This window comes from Frigoribacterium sp. RIT-PI-h (assembly GCF_001297205.1).
In the GTDB taxonomy this organism is placed as follows: Bacteria; Actinomycetota; Actinomycetes; order Actinomycetales; family Microbacteriaceae; genus Frigoribacterium.
The window spans coordinates 1-16,251 of record NZ_LHOZ01000126.1 but is presented as its reverse complement, the minus strand read 5'-3'; the positions used below and the strand labels follow the sequence as shown (position 1 = coordinate 16,251).

Here is a 16,251-nt window from a genome sequence, read left to right as displayed (position 1 = left end):
CGACCAGCACACGCACGCCCCGATGCTACGAGCCGGGCCGTATCGTCCGCGTATCGAGAAACGCATACGGGCCGGCAACGGCGGATCCCGTCGACTGAGGGGCATGCGAAACCTCGACCCGTCGCCCTCCACACGTCCCGTCCCCGGCCGGCACCGACGACGCCCCGCCGTCGTCCTGGCCGTCGTCGCCGGTGCGATCGCGTTCTCGCTCGTCGTCCTCCTGGCGGTGGCCGTCGCGGTCTCCCGCGCCGCGACGGTGGACGGACCAGGAGGCGCGGGCCGGCTCCTCGGGACCGCCGCGGTCGGTGCCGCCCTCGGTCGGGACGAGGCGACGGGCGAGGCGGGCGGCGTCGTCCCGCCCGGGACCTCACCGTTCGACGAGGACGTACCGGCCGTCTCGGGACTCGACCCGCGCCTCCTGGACGCCCTGCAGCGCGCCACGACCGACGCGGGCGACGACGACGTCGTGGTCGTCGTGAACGGCGGCTGGCGGTCGGCGGCGTACCAGGAGCAGCTGCTGGACGACGCCGTGGCCGAGTACGGCTCGCGCACCGAGGCGGCGCGGTGGGTGGCGACGCCCGAGACGTCGGCCCACGTGCACGGCGACGCGGTCGACGTGGGCTCGTGGGACGCGACCTCGTGGCTCTCGGAGAACGGCGCCGCGTACGGCCTCTGCCAGATCTACGAGAACGAGTCGTGGCACTACGAGCTGCGCCCCGAGGCCGTCGAGCAGGGCTGCCCGCCGATGTTCCGCGACCCGACCGAGGACCCTCGGATGCACCCCTAGGCGGTCGGGCCGCGCCCGCGTCAGCGGGCGGCGAGCGCCTCGACCGGGGTGACCGACGTGGCACGGCGAGCCGGGACGAGGGCGGCGACCCCGGCGAGCACGGCGGCCGTCACGGCCAGCCCGAGCAGAAGCGGCACGGGCAGCGTCGGCGCGATCAGCAGGCCCTGGTTCGCCGAGCCGAGCAGCGCCTGGGCTCCGGCCCAGCCGTAGACGACGCCGAGCACCACCCCGACGACGATCGCCGTCAGCGCCATCTGCGTCGCCTCGAGCAGGATCATGCGGCGCACCTGACCCGCGGTCGAGCCGATCGCGCGCAGCAGACCCAGCTCGCGCCTCCGTTGCAGGACGCTCAGCGACATGTCGTTGACCATGCCGACGGCCGCGATCACGGCCGAGAAGCCGACGAGGGCGGCGACGATCAGCAGCGTCGTGGTGAACATCCGGTCGAGCTCGGCGGCGTACGACGGGTCCTGCTCGATCGAACGGATGAAGGTGCGCAGCGTCTCGAGGGCGACCGACAGGGTGGTGACGAGGGTCACGCCGATGACGATGCCGATCGTCGCCCGCGTGCTGCGCTCGGGCTGACGTACCGCGTTCTCGGCGGCGAGGCGTGCCACCTGGCTGGTGCCGAAGGTGCGGCCGACGGCGCTCAGCACGGTGGGCATCAGCGCGTGGGCACCGACGACGACCCCGGTGAACGACAGCACGCCACCAGCGAACGCGACCAACACGCCCATCGCGTCGGCCAGCCCGACGACGACCCCGGCGACGAGCAGCAGACCGCCACCGACGACGAGCAGGGCGGCGAACACGGTCCGCACGACGCGTCGTGACCGAGCCGCGACGGGCGCGTCCTGCGCGGCGTCGGTCGCCTGCAGCGGCGTCACCTGCAGCACGCGGCGCGAGCCGACCCAGGCCGCGGCGACCGTGGTCAGCACGACCGCGACGGCCGGGACGAGACCGCCCACCGAGACGTACGAGTACGCGAGGTCGGGCAGGTCGCCGCGCCCCACGAGCACCCGGACGGCGACGACGACGAGCGCGAGGCCGGCGAGCGTCCCCAGCACGGCGCCGGCGACGCCGACCACGAGACCCTCACGGGCGACGGCCCGACGCTGGTCCCGCGCGGACGAGCCGAGCAGGCGCATCAGGGCGATCGTCGGCGTGCGGCCGGCGACCACGGTGGCGAAGGTGTTGGCCGTCACGATCGCGCCGACGTAGAGGGCGAGTCCGACGAAGACCATGGCGACGACGTCGAGCATCGTCGAGACCGTGCCGCTCGTGGCGACCGCGGCGTCGGAGGCGATGACCTGCTCGAGCACGCGGCTGACGCCGAGCAGGCCGACGCCGAACGTCGTGCCGAGACCGGCGACGAGGATGCTGGGACGGTGCTCACGCAGCTGGTCGCCGGCGCTCACGCGACACGCTCCAGGTCGAGCATGACGCCCGAGATCTCGGCGGCGCTGCTGCGGTCGATCTCGTGCACGATGCGGCGGTCCGCGAGGAACACCACGCGGTCGGCGTAGCTCGCCGCGACCGGGTCGTGGGTCACCATCGCGATGCTCTGGCCGTGGTCGGTCGACGCGGTGCGCAGCACGTCGAGCACGTCGCGGCCGGCCTTCGAGTCGAGGTTGCCGGTGGGCTCGTCCGCGAAGATCAGGTCGGGCCTCGTGGCGAGGGCGCGGGCGATCGCGACGCGCTGCTGCTGCCCGCCCGAGAGCTGGTGGGGGCGGTGGGTCAGCCGGGCGCCGAGGCCGAGCGTGGCGACGAGCCAGTCGATCCAGGCCCGCTCGTCGGCGGTGGCACGGCGGCCGTCGAGGCGGAACGGCAGCTCGATGTTGGCCGACACGTCGAGGGTCGGCACGAGGTTGAACGCCTGGAAGACGAAGCCGATGCGACGGCGGCGCAGCAGCGTCAGCTGGGTGTCGTCGAGCCCGGTGATGTCGGTGTCACCGAGCAGCACCTGCCCCGAGGTGGCCGAGTCGAGGCCGGCGGTGATGTGCATCAGCGTCGACTTGCCCGAACCGCGCGGGCCCATGACGGCGGCGAACTGCCCGGTCGGCAGGTCGAGCGCGACGTCGCGCAGCGCGTCGACGCGGCCGGCGCCCTGGCCGAAGGGCTTCGTGACGTTCCGGACGCGGGCGACGGGGCCCGCGCCTCCTCGGGTCGGGTCGGCGGGACGGGCGGACGGGACGCCCTGGGGCTGGTCGGGACGGGACATGGTGGTCTTCCTGTTCGTGAGGCGGGAGCGGGAGGCGGGAGCCGGGGGGTGCGTCGGGCGATCAGTGGCGCAGCGTCGAGTTGCCGTCGTCGCCGGGCACCGCGTCGACGGTGGTCCAGCTGGCCCAGCGGCCGTCGACCGGGGCGAGACGCGCCCGTCGCCGCAGCTGACGAGCCCCGAGGTCGGCAGGGGCTCGGGCAGCGTGGCCGGGTCGAGGGCGGGGCCGCCGAGGTCGCCGTCGACGGGCGTGCACCCCGCGAGGTCGGGGCCGGTCTCCGACGCGAACGAGAGCTCGTAGCCGGGCTCCTGCGTGTCGAGGCGCACGTCGATGTCGCGGGCGTCGGCGGGCACCCACTCGGGGAGGAACCAGGCGACGTCGGTCGAGTCGGCCGAGCTCGGCGCGTCGGCCGCGGTGTCGAAGTGGCGCTCCTGCACCTGCTCGGCGCCGAGCGCGCTCGTCGCGGCGTCGGCCATGCCCGAGCAGCCGGTGAGCGTGACGGCGGCGAGCGCCGCGAGGCCGAGACCGGCGGCGAGGGCACCGCGGCGACGGATGGTGGTGGACGAGGAGGCGCGGGTGGCGATGGTCGCGGAGGTCGTGTCGGTCATGTCTACGATCCTCGCCGCGGGGCCCGGTACCGGAACATCACATGAACCCACGGACGCGCGCGGGGGTTATCCCCCGACGGCCCCTCGTCGAGGCCGACGCCCTAGGGTGGTGAGCAACGCTCGGTGCATAGACGTCCGGGCCGACCGCGGGTGGGCGGGGTCCCGCCCGAGAACGAGGGGGACATCGTGACCGACCACCGAGGACTGGGCCAGGGCGACGTCGCGACCGGAGCTGCCGCGGTCGACCCGCGGATCGCCCTCCCGGCCACGCCGTTCGTCACCGCGATCGCGCTCTCGCCGATCGTCGCGATGGGTGTCGTGGTGGTGACCCTGCGACGCGCTCTCGAACTGGCCGTCCCGGGCCGGACGGGCGTCGACGCCGGCGACCTGGGCGTCGTCCAGATCGCCTCGCTCGTGCTCTGGATCGGCATCGTGCTGCTCGCCTGGCTCGACCACCGCACCCTGCGGACCCGCGGGCTCGAGAGGCCGTTCTCATGGGCGTGGGCGATCCTCAGCCCGCTCATCTACCTGATCGGTCGCAGCGTCGTCGTGCGCCGCCGGGTCGGCGGCAGCGCCGCGCCGCTCTGGCTCTACCTCGGGCTGACGGTCCTGGGGTTCGCCGTCGCCATGATCATCGTCGTCTCGTCGGGGGTGCCGGCACCGTGAGCATCGTGGACGTCAGCACCGTCGTCGTCGTCTGTCTGGTCGTCGCCGTCGGCGTCGTGGCCGCCGTCGGTGTGGTCCGGCGCGGACGCCGTGATCGGGCGATCGCCGCCCACCTCGACGCCACGGACCCCGGGGCCGGCGTCCGTGCCCAGGCCGAGTCCGAGCGCCGGCACGAGGGCCCTCGCGGCGAAGCGGGCGGCATGTCCCGCTCGGCCGGCGGCAAGAACTCGGCCTGAGTCCCGCCTCGCAGCTACCCCCTCGACGGGGGGCCACGTCGATGGTCGGGTCGACCCCTGGACAACCGAGGCATGATCACCTTATCTTTCTCGTACACGTCGGGCCGATCCCACCCACCGTCCGCCGCGCCACAGTTCTCCCCTCAGCCCGGACCTCGCTGATCAGGCCGCACGACTTGCGCCCTCGAGGTCTCACCCGTTGATCTCGTGGACGCAAGCAGCCCCACCCGACGGGGCTGCGCATCGGCGGGCCCCCGGCCCCCCCCCCGCCAGGTGCCCGCCCCCTCTCGGGCCGTGTCGTCGACGCTGAGAACACGATCGGCGGCACGCGGGTAACGTCACACGAGTCGAAGGCGTTTCTTGCGTCTTCATTGGCCGGTGTTGCTTGCATCCCTGCCCGTGAAGCTCATGCGACAACATCGGCATCTGGGGCACGGCTGCGGACTCTTCCGCGGCCGTGCCCCTCTCTCGTCTTCGACCGACGTGACGCGACGCTCAGCGGCTCGAGCCGTACGCCCCCGCGTCGAGGTCCTCGAGCAGGGTCGGTCCGGTCGGGGCCCACCCCAGAAGGCGACGCGTGGCCTCCGACGACGCGGCCAGGTCGAGGCCGAGCGCGACCGCACGTGCTGCGTCCGACCGGTGCACGGCCGGCCACCGGTTCGTCCCGTCGCCCGGGTAGGCCGAGACGCCCTTCTCCCGGGCGACGGCGACGAGCGCCGCGACGAACCCGCGGTCGCCCACCCCGTGCACGGTCGGTGCGAAGCGGACGCTCACCGTGTGGACTCCCCGCTCGGCCGCGTCCAGGGCCAGGTTCTCACTGCCGCCGCGCGGGGCGTCCGGACCACGGAACGGCGTGCGGTCCGTCTCGGTGGCGCACGCTCACCGGCTGACGGAGGCCCGCGAACGGAAGCCCGAGACCCCAGGAAGTCGCCGAGACCCTGCGGCGCGAGCGGGTGTCTCGGCGAGTTCCCGGGGTCTCGGCGACCACCGGAGGAGGCGCGGCGCGAAGAGGTCTCGCACCGCGCCTCCTTCATGGGTGGTTCATCGGAGGCGCAGGGCCGGTTCATCGGGACCGGCGTCAGGCTGACGGCGATCCCATCCGAGGCGACCAGCCCCGAGCCGAGAGCGTGACCATGAGCGACCCCCGTCCCACCCGCATCCCCGAACCCGACCGCACTCCCGAGGGCCCCGCCTACGAGGGCCGACTGCTCGACCGCGTCGACGACGAGGTCGTCGACCAGGGCGTCGCCTTCGACCTGCGGACGCTCGTCTCGCGCCGCAGCGTGCTGAGCCTGATCGGGCTCGGCGCGGGCAGCGTCGTGCTCGCCGCCTGCACGTCGGCCACGGGGACGGGCGGAACCGGCGCCTCCTCGACCGCCACGGCGACGCCGAGCCCGAGCGCGTCCGCGGGCACGGCGACCACGCTGCCGGCGGGTGAGATCCCCGACGAGACCGCCGGGCCCTACCCGGGCGACGGGTCGAACGGGGCCGACGTGCTCGAACGGTCGGGCATCGTGCGCAGCGACATCCGGTCGAGCCTCGACGGCGGCACCACCGCGGCGGGGGTGCCGATCACGCTGAGCATGACGGTGCTCGACATGGCGAACGGTGACGTGCCGTTCGCCGACGTCGCCGTCTACGTCTGGCACTGCGACGCGGCCGGCGGGTACTCGATGTACTCGGACGGCATCACGGACGAGACCTACCTGCGCGGCGTGCAGGTCGCCGACGCCTCCGGCACCGTGACCTTCTCGTCGGTCTTCCCGGCCTGCTACTCGGGGCGGTGGCCGCACATCCACTTCGAGGTCTACCCCGACGTGGGGTCGATCACCGATTCGACGAACGCGATCGCCACGTCACAGCTCGCCCTGCCCGAGGACGCGTGTCGGACCGTCTACGCACTGAGCGAGTACGACGGCTCGACGGCGAACCTGAGCCAGGTGAGCCTCGCGAGCGACAACGTGTTCAGCGACGACAGCGGGGCGCTGCAGCTGCCTACGGTGACCGGCGACGCGACGTCGGGCTACGCGCTGGCCCTGACCGTCCGCGTCGACACGGGCACCAGGCCCACCGCCGCTGCCGCACCCGGCGGCGGCGGCGCCCCAGGCTCGCGCTGAGCCGACGAGACCCCAGGATCTCGCCGAGACCCTTCCGCGCGGACGGGTGTCTCGGCGAGTTTCCGGGGTCTCGCGAGCACGCGAGGAGGCGCGGTGCGAGACCTGCTCACACCGCGCCTCCTCGGGTCGTCGCCTACCGGTACACGCGCACGTAGTCGACCTTCATCTGCTGCGGCAGCTGGGTGCTGCCGTCGGGGTAGCCGGGCCAGGCACCTCCGACCGCGACGTTGAGGATGATGAAGAAGGGCTTGTCGAAGACCCACGGGTCGCCGCCCGTGCTGGCCGGCGTGACCTGGTGGTAGACCTGCCCGTCGACCGACCACGTGATCGAGCCGGGGGCCCAGTCGACCGCGAAGGTGTGGAAGTCGTCGGCTATCGACCAGCCCTGCGGGTGCTGCCACGTGCTGGTCAGGCCCTCACCGCCCGAGTAGCCGGGGCCGTGCACGGTGCCGTGCACGCGATGCGGTTCGAAGCCGACGTTCTCCATGATGTCGATCTCACCCGCGCTCGGCCAGGCGTTCGTCGGCAGGTCGGCGCCGAGCATCCAGAAGGCCGGCCAGATGCCCTGACCCCGCGGGATCTGGATGCGGGCCTCGACCCGGCCGTACTGCGCCGTGTACTTGTTCTGCGTGGTGAGCCTGGCCGACGTGTACGAGCCGTCGCCCTCACGCTTCGCGGTGATCACGAGGTTGCCGTTGCCGTCGAGCGCCGAGTTCGCCCGCGAGCTCGTGTAGTTCTGCAACTCGCCGTTGCCCCAGCCGCCCCCTCCGGTCTCGAGGTTCCAGACCGAGGGGTCGGGTGCGCTGCCGGCGCCACCGTCGAACTCCTGGGACCAGACGATCGCCTGCTGGGCCGAGGTCTCGGCCGAGGCCGGGGCGGGTGCGGCGGCGACCGTGGTCGCGGCGAGCGCGGCGGCGGCGGCCAGGCCGGCGCCGGTCAAGGTCCGTCGCGTCAGGGCGCGTCTCGTCAGGTGCTGGTGGGTTCTCATGATGTCTCCGCTCGTCGTCGTGCGTCGATCCGTGTCCGTGCGTGGGTTCTTGCGGCTGAGGCGGGCGCTCACGGGTAGGTCACCACCCGGCTCGGGACGGTGTTGCCCGCGGGCGTCGGCACCGAGTCGCCGACGCCGTTGATGACGCTCGAGATCGTGCCGACGTCACCCAGCGAGACGGTGAAGACGCCGTGGGCCTTCACGCCCGCCGTGTGGGGCACCTCGAACGCCTGGGCCAGGCGCACCTGCGGGTTGGCGTTGAAGAACGAGTAGACGCCGCCACCCCAGATCTCGTGGCTGGTCACGCCGTCGGCGACCTTGTACGCCGCCCAGCCCTCGCCGGTCGGGCTCCGCCACGACGCGTTGTCGGGCACGTCGTACGGCAGCTCGTTCTGGAAGAAGATGGTGCGACCACGCTCGCCGTTCCACACCACCTGGTACTGCTGGTAGTGCTCGACGAACAGTCCGGTGGCCAGGACGTCGTCGCCGTTCACCTCGACGCCGGTCGCACCGCGGTTGACGGTCCAGCCCGTGGGGGCGCCGCCGTGGTCGGCACGCCAGGCCCAGATGTGGTCGACGATCGTGTCGTCCGAGTTGACCTGCAACGTGGTGGTCGCGTTGCCCTGGATGCTCGAGCCGACGCGGAAGTACACGTCCTGCACGCTCTGCGGGTTCGCCGCGTGGTCGACGTGCGAGCCCGTGGTGCCGAGTCGCATCAGCTGGTCGCTGTTCTGCGTGCCGGCGTCGACGACGAGGCCCGAGACGGTCACCCCGGCCACGTCGGCCGTCGTCAACACGGCGTTGCCACTGGTCGGCACGAGCGTCGGGAAGCCGATGCCGGTGACGACCGTGTCGGCGCGCGTGACCTCGATCGCCTGGTCGAGCCGGTAGGTGCCCGGCGTGAAGAACAGGTTCAGGCCCTGGGCCAAGGCACCGTTGATCGTCGCGGCCGAGTCCCCCGGGTGGGCCACGTAGAAGTCGCGCATCGGCAGGTCGGTGCCGGCCGTGTCGGGCCAGCTGACCCCGGCCGAGTCCCGCTGCAGTGCAGGGACGAACACGTGGTAGTCGCCGGCGTCGTCGACGTAGAGGTACGGCTTCTCGCGCGTGACCGGGGTCGTGGCGAGCGTCGTGTAGCTCTTCGAGAAATCGTTCGCGGGGGCACCCTGCACGCCCGAGAAGGTCATGTTCCAGTTGCCGCCCTGCCACGACCCGAGGGTCGAGTCACGGGTGTACCACTGCTGCTGCGAACCCGAGGTGACGGTGCCGTCGACCTTGCTGTCGGCGATGTAGCCGCCCGACGAGTAGCCCTGCCCGCCGTCCTGGTTCGACGGGCCCATCGTGAGGTCGCCCCTGATGTGGACGCGACGCATGGGGGCCGCCTGCGACACGGCCCAGCGGTCGACGCCCGACTCGGGCTCGACGGCCAGGTTCTCGACCGACCGCCAGAAGTTCTGCGTGGCGTTCTTCTCGTCGCCGTGGTTCCAGCCCGAGTCGACGTTGACCGCACCCTGGATCGTGACGTCGTCGGGGTTCTTGCCGAGCCCCTGCAGTGCCGTGTAGAAGCCCAGGTTCGCGAAGACCCGGCCGTAGGTGCCGGGCTCGAACAGGAAGGCGTGTCGCTGGTCTCCGAACTGCGCCGTCGGGTTGCGCAGCTGCGCCTCGAAGGCCGCGTCGATGTCGGCCTGGATGGTCGAGGCCGGCACGCTCGGGTCGTACACGGTCACGTTCGGGCCGAAGTCCGGCCGGTCGCTGGTGGTCACGGCCGGTGCCGACTGCGCGGCGAGCGCGGGCACCACCGCCCCCACGACGCTCGCGGCGACCCCCGCCGCGATCAGAGTCCTCATCCGTCTGTGCATGATCTTCTCGTCTCCGGTGGCGTCGTTGCCACCCGCTCCGGACGCTACGCCCGCCTCGACGACGAAACAAGACCCCCCTGTCCAGTACGCGAACGGGGGGCACGGGAAAAGTGCGGAGACTGCAGGAGGCGCGGTGCCGGTCGTGCCGACACCGCGCCTCCTCGGGTCTCTCGGTTCAGAGCACCTGGTCGAGGAAGGTCTTCAGCCGGTCGGTGCGCGGGTGGTCGAAGAGCTGGGCCGGCGGCCCGGCCTCGACGACGACGCCGCGGTCCATGAAGACGACCTGGTCGGCGGCCTCGCGGGCGAAGCCCATCTCGTGGGTGACCACGACCATGGTCATGCCCGCACCGGCCAGCCCCTTCATCAGGGCGAGCACGCCCTTCACCAGCTCGGGGTCGAGCGCCGACGTGGCCTCGTCGAAGAGCATCACCTCGGGTCCGAGCGCCAGGGCCCGGGCGATGGCGACGCGCTGCTTCTGGCCGCCCGAGAGCGACGCAGGGCGGACGTCGGCCTTCTCGGCGAGCCCGACCTCGGTGAGACGTTCGAGCGCGACCCGACGAGCCTCGGCCGCCGACACCCGACGGACCCGACGCAGCGGCAGCACGATGTTGTCGAGCACCGTCCGGTGCGGGAACAGGTTGAAGTGCTGGAACACCATGCCGACCCGACGACGCAGCGCGTCCTCGGAGCCGTGCAGCACGTCGGTCCCGTCGAGCAGCACCTCGCCGCCCGAGGGCTCCTCGAGGCGGTTGACGCAGCGCAGCACGGTGGACTTGCCCGAGCCCGACGGGCCGATGATGCAGGTCGTCGTGCCGGCGGGCACCACGAGGTCGATGCCGTGCAGCACCCGGGTGGCCCCGAAGTCCTTGGTCAGCCCCCGGATCTCGAGGTCGCCGGCGGACTGGACCGAGGGCACGGCAGGAGGCGCGGTGAGGGTGGTCATCGAGAGGCTCCTGACGTGGCGGGGGCGAGGGGTTCGGCGGTGGGTGCGGACGTGGCCGAGGTGGCGCCCACGGCGTCTGCGGCCGGTGCCGGCGATGCCGAGGCCGAGGCCGACGGCGGGGTGCCCGGCGGAACCGTGCCCGACGGACGCCGTCCGAACGAGCGACCCTCGCGGAGTCGACGGTCGATGACGTTGACCAGGTGCGTGAGCGGCACCGTGATGATCAGGTAGAACACGCCCGCCAGCACGAGCGGCGAGAGGTTGCCGTTCGTGATGGCCGCGTCCTGGCCGATGCGGAACAGCTCGCGCTGCGACGTGATCAGCCCGAGGAAGGACACCAGGGACGAGTCCTTCACGATGGCGATGAACTGGTTGACCAGCGACGGCAGCACCTGCCGGACGCCCTGCGGGATCACGACGAGTCGCATCGAGTCCCCGTGGCTCATGCCCAGGGCGCGCGACGCCTCGAGCTGGCCCCGGTCGACCGCGAGGATGCCGGCCCGGAAGATCTCGCCGATGTACGCACTGGCGATCAGGCTGAGGGCCAGGATGCCCAGCGGGTACGGGTTGCCCCGCGTGAACAGGTTGAACAGCGGCGACAGGCCCGTCCCGATGAGCAGGATCGTCAGGATGGCGGGGAGCCCGCGGAACACGTCGGTGTAGATGCGGCTGAGCACGCGGGGCAGGAGGTGACGACTCGTGCCCATCACGGCGAGCAGCAGGCCGACCACGACGCCGATCGCCGTGGCGCAGATCGCCAGCAGCAGCGTGTTCCACACCCCGTAGGCGAGCATGTCGGGCAGGGTGCGCAGCATCGCGTCGCCGTCGAAGAAGCTGCGGCCGATGTTGGCCAGCGCGTCGGAGAAGTTCACGGTCGCACCCCGCTCACTCGCTCGGCTGGAACTCGTCGGGCACGGGCTGGTCCGGGAAGAACCGCTGGTCGATCTCGAGCCAGGTGCCGTCGGCGACGATGTCGGCCACGGCCCCGTCCACGGCGGTCTTCAGCGCGTCGTTGCCCTTCGCGATCGGGAAGCCGACCGGGAACTCGGGCACGGCGACGTTGATCGCGATGCTCTGCGAGCCGTTCGACGCCGCCGCGTACTCCTCGGCCACGGGGAAGTCGAGGAAGTGCGCGTCGATCGTGCCCGAGCTCAGCGCCGCGACGGCGCTGTTGTTGTCGGGGAAGCGGACGAGCTCGGCACCGGTGAAGTTCTCCTGCGCGTAGCTGTCCTGGATGGTGCCCTGGACGATGCCGAGCCGCTTGCCGTCGAGCGAGGACTCGTCGTCGGTGATGCCCGAGCCGTCGGCGGCCAGCACCGAGATGTACCCGATGAAGTAGTGGTCGCTGAAGTCGACCGTCTTCTCGCGCTCCTCGGTGTCGCTGATGGACGCGGCCGCCATGTCGAGCTGCCCGTTGGCGACGGCGGGCAGCAGGGCCGAGAACTCCTGGGTGACGAACTCGGTCTTCAGCCCGAGGCGCTTCGCGACCTCCTTCGCCATCTCGACGTCGAAGCCCTGCAGCTCGCCGTCCTCGGTGTAGGCGTACGGCTTGGTGTCGCCGGTCGTGCCGATGCGCAGCGTGCCGGCCGAGATGGTGCCCAGCTCGTTCGAGGCGCCGGCCTCGGCGCCGCCCGACGAGCAGGCGGTCAGGGCGAGGCCGAGGGCGGCGACCGCGGCGAGGGCGGCCGTGAGGCGGGTGGTCGTTCGTCTGGTCATGGTTCTCTCCTGTCAGGGCGGTGCGAGGCGGTGCGGTGCGAGGGGAGTGCGGGGTGGGTTCGGGAGGCGCGGGTCGGCCGGGTCAGGACGGCACCGTCAGGCGCTCGGTCGCGTCGGTCGCCGCGGCCGGGCCGGCTGTCGCGGCGCGGGTCGCCTCGTGGTCGTCCTCGTCGAGCCAGGACGTGCCGTCGTAGCCGCGGTCCGGGCTCATGAAGTCGCCGTCGGTGAACGGCTCTTCGTCGCCGGCGAGCTGCGCGTGCAGCTCGCCGCTAGCGGGGGCGTGCTTGAAGCCGGGGCCGCCGTCGCCGCCGGCGACGACGACGCGGGGGTCGCCGCCCGGGTGGCCGATGACGAACTGGCGGTCGGGGGAGTTCGCCACCACGCAGGCGATCGCCCTGGCGGGGGGCGGGGCGGGCCCCGGGGAGGCCCGGGCCACGGCCGCCGAGGCATGCCGTAGTCCGCCGCGGGGTGGATGTACCGGTCGACCGTGTCGGCCTCGGCGTCCTCGAAGGCGCCTCCCGAGTCCTCGAGCCCGATCTTGACGGCGTAGCCGTCGCCGTCGCCGTGGTCCGCGCCGTGACCCCAGAGGGTGGTGCCGTCGGGCAGCTGGCGGATGAACACCGGGAACGCCGCGAGGTCGAAGTCGCCGCCCGGTGCCGTCGCCTCGGGAGTCGTGCCCTCGAACCAGAACAGCGGGGTGCGGCGGGCGACGAGCGGGTGGTCGACGAACTGCGGGGTCCAGGCGCCGAGCGTCACCACGACGCGGGCGGCCCGCAGCACGCGTCCGCCGGCGGTGACCTCGACTCCCCCGTCGACCGGGTCGATCGATGTCACCCGGGTGTCGGTCAGCACCGTCGCCCCGAGCGACCGGGCCACCTCGACGGCGGCCCGCACGCCCTTCTCGGGGTAGCTGATGCCGGCGGCGGGGTCCCACACGCCGATGTCGTCCGGGCCGAAGCCGGCGTACTGCGGGAAGCGGGCGACGAGCTCGTCGTGCTCGAACACGGTCGACTCGAGTCCGGCCTCGTGGACCGCTCGCAGGGTGCCGGCGACGACGTGGCCGTCGCGGGGGCCGACCATGACGCCACCCGTCTGACGTAACAGGGTCTGTCCGGTGCGCTCGCCCAGGTCGTACCAGAGGTCGCGCGCGCGGGTCGCGATCGGGGCGAGCCCCGGGTGCTCCATGCAGGCGATGCGGAACAGCCGGGTGGCGCCGTGGGTCGAGCCCATCGGGTGGCCGATGCCGAAGCGCTCGACGCCGATCACGCGCTGCCCGCGCTCGGCGAGGCGCCAGAGCGCCTGGGCTCCCCAGGCGCCGAGACCGACGACGATGACGTCGGCGTCGAGGGACGGGTCGAGGGGTCCGGGTGCCGAGGAGGCGCTGGTGGCGTCGTTCATGGAGCCTGTCTATCGAGCCGACGCTTGCGCTCTCAAATACCAAAAAGGGATGATCTGATACCCGCTGCGTATGAGACGCGACCGACGAGAGGCCGACGATGGAGATCCGAGAGCTCACCTACTTCATGGCGGTCGCCGACGACCTCTCGTTCACGAAGGCCGCCGCACGGCTGCAGATGAGCCAGCCGCCGCTCAGCCAGGCGATCTCGCGGCTCGAGGCCAAGCTCGGGACGCGGTTGTTCGAACGGCAGGCGCGCACGGCCCCGCGGCTGACCCCCGCGGGCGAGCTGCTCAAGCGTGAGGGCAAGCGCATCCTGCACCAGATCGAGCAGACCGAGTCGCTGCTCGACTCGGTCGTGGCCGACGTGCAGCCGCTGCGGGTGGGCAGCATCAGCTCCGTGCTCGCCGGGCTGCTGCCGACCGTGGTGCGGGCGTTCTCGGCGTCGCACCCGGGTACCCGGGTGCTGGTCGAGGAGAGCGAGGAGCAGGCGATCCTGTCCGACCTCGTGCGGGGCTCGGTCGACCTGGGCTTCACGCGCGTGCGCTCGATCGACGACCGGTTCGAGGTCGAGCAGCTGGCGCTCGAGCCCCTGGTCGTGGCCCTGCCCGACACGCACCGGCTGGCCGGCGAGACCTCGGTGCCCCTGGGCGAGCTGGCCGACGACGACTTCATCATGTTCAACCGCGAGGACGCACCCCAGGCCTACGACCGCATCGTCATGTCGTGCGTCCGGGCCGGTTTCAACCCGCGCATCCCCATCCACGCGGTCAACGACCTGTCGATGCTGAGCACGGTCGCCTGCGGCCTCGGGGTGTCGCTCATGCCCTACCTGTCGTCGTACATCCCGATCCCCGGCGTCCGGTTCGTCACGATCGCCGAGGACTGGGCCCGCACGGCCCTCTCGATGCTCTGGCTCTCCGGGCGGCCGAACCCCATGACGACGGCGTTCACGGCCCAGATCCGCACCGACCTCCCCGTGATGCGCGACCGCGACCTGCGGGCCGGCCGAATCACCCTCGAGCTCCTCGGCGGCTGAGGCCCGGACCAACCGCCCGTACCCGCTCGCAAGTCGTCTGGGGGACAAATCGATCACGGTCTCATCACGGCGGACCCCCCGGACGATCCGCCCCCTCGCCCGGCCCGACCGTGCTGTCTACAGTCGACCGACCGCGCTCGCCCGACGCGCGGCACCACTCGTCCCGGGGGAACCATGTCCAGATCACGCCGCCTCGGCGCCGCCACCGCCCTGCCCTCCGTCGCCCTCGCCGCGGCCCTCGTCCTCACGCCCGCCACGGCCTTCGCCGCCGAGGGCGACGCCGTGGCGACCGACGCCACGACCGGCACGGACGCGACCACTGCCGTCGCGCCCACCGAGACCACGGTGACGCCTGCCACGACGGACATCTCCGCCCCGTCGACCGGCACCGACGAGACCGTCCCCTCCGACGGGGACGCGACCAGCGCCTCCGGGTCCGAGACGGCTCCCGCCGACACCGACGCGCCCGTCGACGACCCGGCGCCGGCCGACGCCGCGCCGGTCGAGACCGCCGTTCCGGCCGAGGTGGCTCCTGCGGACGAGGCGCCGGTCGTCGACGTCCCCCAGGTCTCCTCCTTCGACGGGGCCGTCCGCCCGGGTCAAGGGACCGACGTCTACGCCGAGGGCTTCACCCCCGATGCCCTCGTCCACGTCACGGTGACGGCCGACGGCGAGCCGGTCGACGACGAGTCCGTGTTCCTCCTGGAGCCCCGCTTCGACGAGTTCGGCTACGCCCAGTTCACGATCCTGTTGCCGGAGGGCTTCCCCACGGGTGGCACCCTCACGGTCGTCGTCACGGACGACAGCGGCCGGTCGGCGTCGTCGGACCTCGCCGTCGTCGAGTACGTCCCGGCGCCCGTGCTCGAGGTGCCGGTCGGCGCGACCGCAGGCGTCGTCACCGTGAACGGAGCGGGGGGCATCCCCGGGGGCTACGCCCTGGTCGAGGTCTTCGACGGTGACACGCCGCTCACCGACCAGTTCACCGGCGACCCGGCTCACAACGAGCAACTGGTGACGGAACCCGACGGGTCGGCCGACGCCCCGGGGTTCGAGGTCGACGTCGATCCCGTCCCGTACGAGACCTCGGGCTACGCGGCCGCGGTCGTGCCCGTCGACACGGCCGGTCGCTTCTCGGCGCAGTTCCCCCTGCCCGCGGGCGACTTCGCGGCCGCCGCCCTGACCGTCGCCGCCGCCCGCGTGAACGAGAGTGGCTTCCCGGGCGCGCGGGCGTTCGCGGTCGCCCCTGCCGTCCCCGGGCCCCCCGCCACGACCCCGGGCACGGGCGCCCCGGCCGCACTGCCGGTGCGTCCGGTCGCCGCCGTCACGCCCGCCCGCGCGACGTCGCTCGCCTACACCGGGTCGGAGCCCTCGGGCGCCCTGACCTGGGCCCTCGGTGCCGTTCTCGCCGGGGCCGGTGCGCTCGTCGCCAGCCGCCTGCGCCCGCGTCGCCGCTGAGCCCGGTCCGACCGATCCGCGGCCGTCACGCCGCCACGCCGCCACGCCGCCACGCCGCCACGATGTACACAGCCCGCCACGAGATCTCGTGGCGGGCTGTGTACATCGTGGCGGGGGGGGGGGGGGCGGGGGGAGGCGGGGGGGGGGGCCGGCCGCCCTAGGGGGCGGGCCCGCCGGCGCCGCGGGGGGGTGGCGGGCCCCGTCGGCCCCCTCCGCGCCGGCCCC

The 16,251-nt window shown here is 72.9% G+C and carries 15 protein-coding genes and 2 pseudogenes; 6 read left to right on the top strand and 11 right to left on the bottom strand.

Annotation, left to right across the window (positions count from 1 at the left end):
- Positions 1-103 precede the first annotated feature (103 nt).
- Positions 104-787 (top strand): M15 family metallopeptidase, encoded by a 684-nt coding sequence (locus AEQ27_RS15910; protein ID WP_054147559.1) that lies wholly within the window; start codon positions 104-106, stop codon positions 785-787.
- Between the two features lie 20 nt (positions 788-807).
- Here AEQ27_RS15910 and AEQ27_RS15905 read toward each other — a convergent pair whose 3' ends face one another.
- Positions 808-2,205 carry an ABC transporter permease gene (locus AEQ27_RS15905; protein WP_054147558.1) on the bottom strand — a complete coding sequence of 466 codons (1,398 nt, stop codon included), beginning with the start codon at positions 2,203-2,205 and terminating at the stop codon, positions 808-810.
- The gene (locus AEQ27_RS15900; RefSeq protein ID WP_082383674.1) at positions 2,202-3,008 is read right to left on the bottom strand and encodes an ABC transporter ATP-binding protein; all 807 of its coding nucleotides are present in this window, start codon (positions 3,006-3,008) and stop codon (positions 2,202-2,204) included. The genes AEQ27_RS15905 and AEQ27_RS15900 overlap by 4 nt, the downstream gene beginning before the upstream one ends.
- A 792-nt stretch (positions 3,009-3,800) precedes the next feature.
- On the opposite strand from AEQ27_RS15900, the gene AEQ27_RS15895 reads away from it, so the two are divergent.
- Both AEQ27_RS15895 and AEQ27_RS15890 read left to right on the top strand, forming a co-directional pair.
- Positions 3,801-4,280, top strand: coding sequence for a hypothetical protein (locus tag AEQ27_RS15895; RefSeq protein ID WP_152970424.1), 480 nt, complete (start codon positions 3,801-3,803; stop codon positions 4,278-4,280).
- Positions 4,277-4,516: a hypothetical protein gene (locus AEQ27_RS15890; RefSeq protein ID WP_054147556.1), complete on the top strand. Its 240-nt coding sequence runs from the start codon at positions 4,277-4,279 to the stop codon at positions 4,514-4,516. The genes AEQ27_RS15895 and AEQ27_RS15890 overlap by 4 nt, the downstream gene beginning before the upstream one ends.
- Before the next feature lie 495 nt (positions 4,517-5,011).
- Here AEQ27_RS15890 and AEQ27_RS15885 read toward each other — a convergent pair whose 3' ends face one another.
- A complete protein-coding gene (locus AEQ27_RS15885) occupies positions 5,012-5,290 on the bottom strand; it encodes a hypothetical protein (RefSeq protein ID WP_054147555.1) in 279 nt (92 codons plus the stop codon).
- A gap of 359 nt (positions 5,291-5,649) precedes the next feature.
- On the opposite strand from AEQ27_RS15885, the gene AEQ27_RS15880 reads away from it, so the two are divergent.
- The gene (locus tag AEQ27_RS15880) at positions 5,650-6,633 is read left to right on the top strand and encodes an intradiol ring-cleavage dioxygenase (protein WP_054147554.1); all 984 of its coding nucleotides are present in this window, start codon (positions 5,650-5,652) and stop codon (positions 6,631-6,633) included.
- Between the two features lie 133 nt (positions 6,634-6,766).
- On the opposite strand, the gene AEQ27_RS15875 is transcribed toward AEQ27_RS15880, so the two are convergent.
- The 8 genes and pseudogenes from AEQ27_RS15875 to AEQ27_RS15850 all read right to left on the bottom strand — a co-directional run.
- Positions 6,767-7,621 carry a family 16 glycosylhydrolase gene (locus AEQ27_RS15875; RefSeq protein WP_054147560.1) on the bottom strand — a complete coding sequence of 285 codons (855 nt, stop codon included), beginning with the start codon at positions 7,619-7,621 and terminating at the stop codon, positions 6,767-6,769.
- Positions 7,622-7,689: 68 nt separating this feature from the next.
- Positions 7,690-9,465, bottom strand: coding sequence for a hypothetical protein (locus tag AEQ27_RS15870; RefSeq protein WP_054147553.1), 1,776 nt, complete (start codon positions 9,463-9,465; stop codon positions 7,690-7,692).
- 187 nt (positions 9,466-9,652) lie between these two features.
- The gene (locus AEQ27_RS15865; protein ID WP_054147552.1) at positions 9,653-10,420 is read right to left on the bottom strand and encodes an amino acid ABC transporter ATP-binding protein; all 768 of its coding nucleotides are present in this window, start codon (positions 10,418-10,420) and stop codon (positions 9,653-9,655) included.
- A complete protein-coding gene (locus AEQ27_RS15860; RefSeq protein ID WP_082383673.1) occupies positions 10,417-11,235 on the bottom strand; it encodes an amino acid ABC transporter permease in 819 nt (272 codons plus the stop codon). Before AEQ27_RS15860 ends, AEQ27_RS15865 begins: the two co-directional genes overlap by 4 nt.
- A gap of 70 nt (positions 11,236-11,305) precedes the next feature.
- The gene (locus tag AEQ27_RS15855; RefSeq protein WP_054147551.1) at positions 11,306-12,136 is read right to left on the bottom strand and encodes an ABC transporter substrate-binding protein; all 831 of its coding nucleotides are present in this window, start codon (positions 12,134-12,136) and stop codon (positions 11,306-11,308) included.
- Between the two features lie 82 nt (positions 12,137-12,218).
- Positions 12,219-12,347: a hypothetical protein gene (locus AEQ27_RS18585; RefSeq protein WP_255349772.1), complete on the bottom strand. Its 129-nt coding sequence runs from the start codon at positions 12,345-12,347 to the stop codon at positions 12,219-12,221.
- Between the two features lie 96 nt (positions 12,348-12,443).
- Positions 12,444-12,572: pseudogene (locus AEQ27_RS18855) on the bottom strand (N-methyl-L-tryptophan oxidase); the annotation flags it as partial.
- Between the two features lie 173 nt (positions 12,573-12,745).
- Positions 12,746-13,534 (bottom strand): annotated as a pseudogene (locus AEQ27_RS15850) (FAD-dependent oxidoreductase); the annotation flags it as partial.
- A gap of 98 nt (positions 13,535-13,632) precedes the next feature.
- Here AEQ27_RS15850 and AEQ27_RS15845 point away from each other — a divergent pair.
- Together AEQ27_RS15845 and AEQ27_RS15840 are read left to right on the top strand one after the other, a co-directional pair.
- Positions 13,633-14,571 carry a LysR family transcriptional regulator gene (locus AEQ27_RS15845; RefSeq protein ID WP_054147550.1) on the top strand — a complete coding sequence of 313 codons (939 nt, stop codon included), beginning with the start codon at positions 13,633-13,635 and terminating at the stop codon, positions 14,569-14,571.
- 174 nt (positions 14,572-14,745) lie between these two features.
- Positions 14,746-16,026, top strand: a complete 1,281-nt coding sequence (locus AEQ27_RS15840; protein ID WP_054147549.1) for a hypothetical protein — start codon at positions 14,746-14,748, stop codon at positions 16,024-16,026.
- The last annotated feature ends 225 nt before the right edge of the window (positions 16,027-16,251 follow it).

Coding starts and splice junctions, on each gene's coding strand:
- AEQ27_RS15910 (WP_054147559.1), top strand. CDS start 104: ATGCGAAACCTCGACCCGTCGCCCTCCACACGTCCCGTCCCCGGCCGG.
- AEQ27_RS15900 (WP_082383674.1), bottom strand. CDS start 3,008: ATGTCCCGTCCCGACCAGCCCCAGGGCGTCCCGTCCGCCCGTCCCGCC.
- AEQ27_RS15880 (WP_054147554.1), top strand. CDS start 5,650: ATGAGCGACCCCCGTCCCACCCGCATCCCCGAACCCGACCGCACTCCC.
- AEQ27_RS15875 (WP_054147560.1), bottom strand. CDS start 7,621: ATGAGAACCCACCAGCACCTGACGAGACGCGCCCTGACGCGACGGACC.
- AEQ27_RS15870 (WP_054147553.1), bottom strand. CDS start 9,465: ATGAGGACTCTGATCGCGGCGGGGGTCGCCGCGAGCGTCGTGGGGGCG.
- AEQ27_RS15865 (WP_054147552.1), bottom strand. CDS start 10,420: ATGACCACCCTCACCGCGCCTCCTGCCGTGCCCTCGGTCCAGTCCGCC.
- AEQ27_RS15860 (WP_082383673.1), bottom strand. CDS start 11,235: ATGCTGCGCACCCTGCCCGACATGCTCGCCTACGGGGTGTGGAACACG.
- AEQ27_RS15855 (WP_054147551.1), bottom strand. CDS start 12,136: ATGACCAGACGAACGACCACCCGCCTCACGGCCGCCCTCGCCGCGGTC.
- AEQ27_RS18585 (WP_255349772.1), bottom strand. CDS start 12,347: ATGAGCCCGGACCGCGGCTACGACGGCACGTCCTGGCTCGACGAGGAC.
- AEQ27_RS15845 (WP_054147550.1), top strand. CDS start 13,633: ATGGAGATCCGAGAGCTCACCTACTTCATGGCGGTCGCCGACGACCTC.
- AEQ27_RS15840 (WP_054147549.1), top strand. CDS start 14,746: ATGTCCAGATCACGCCGCCTCGGCGCCGCCACCGCCCTGCCCTCCGTC.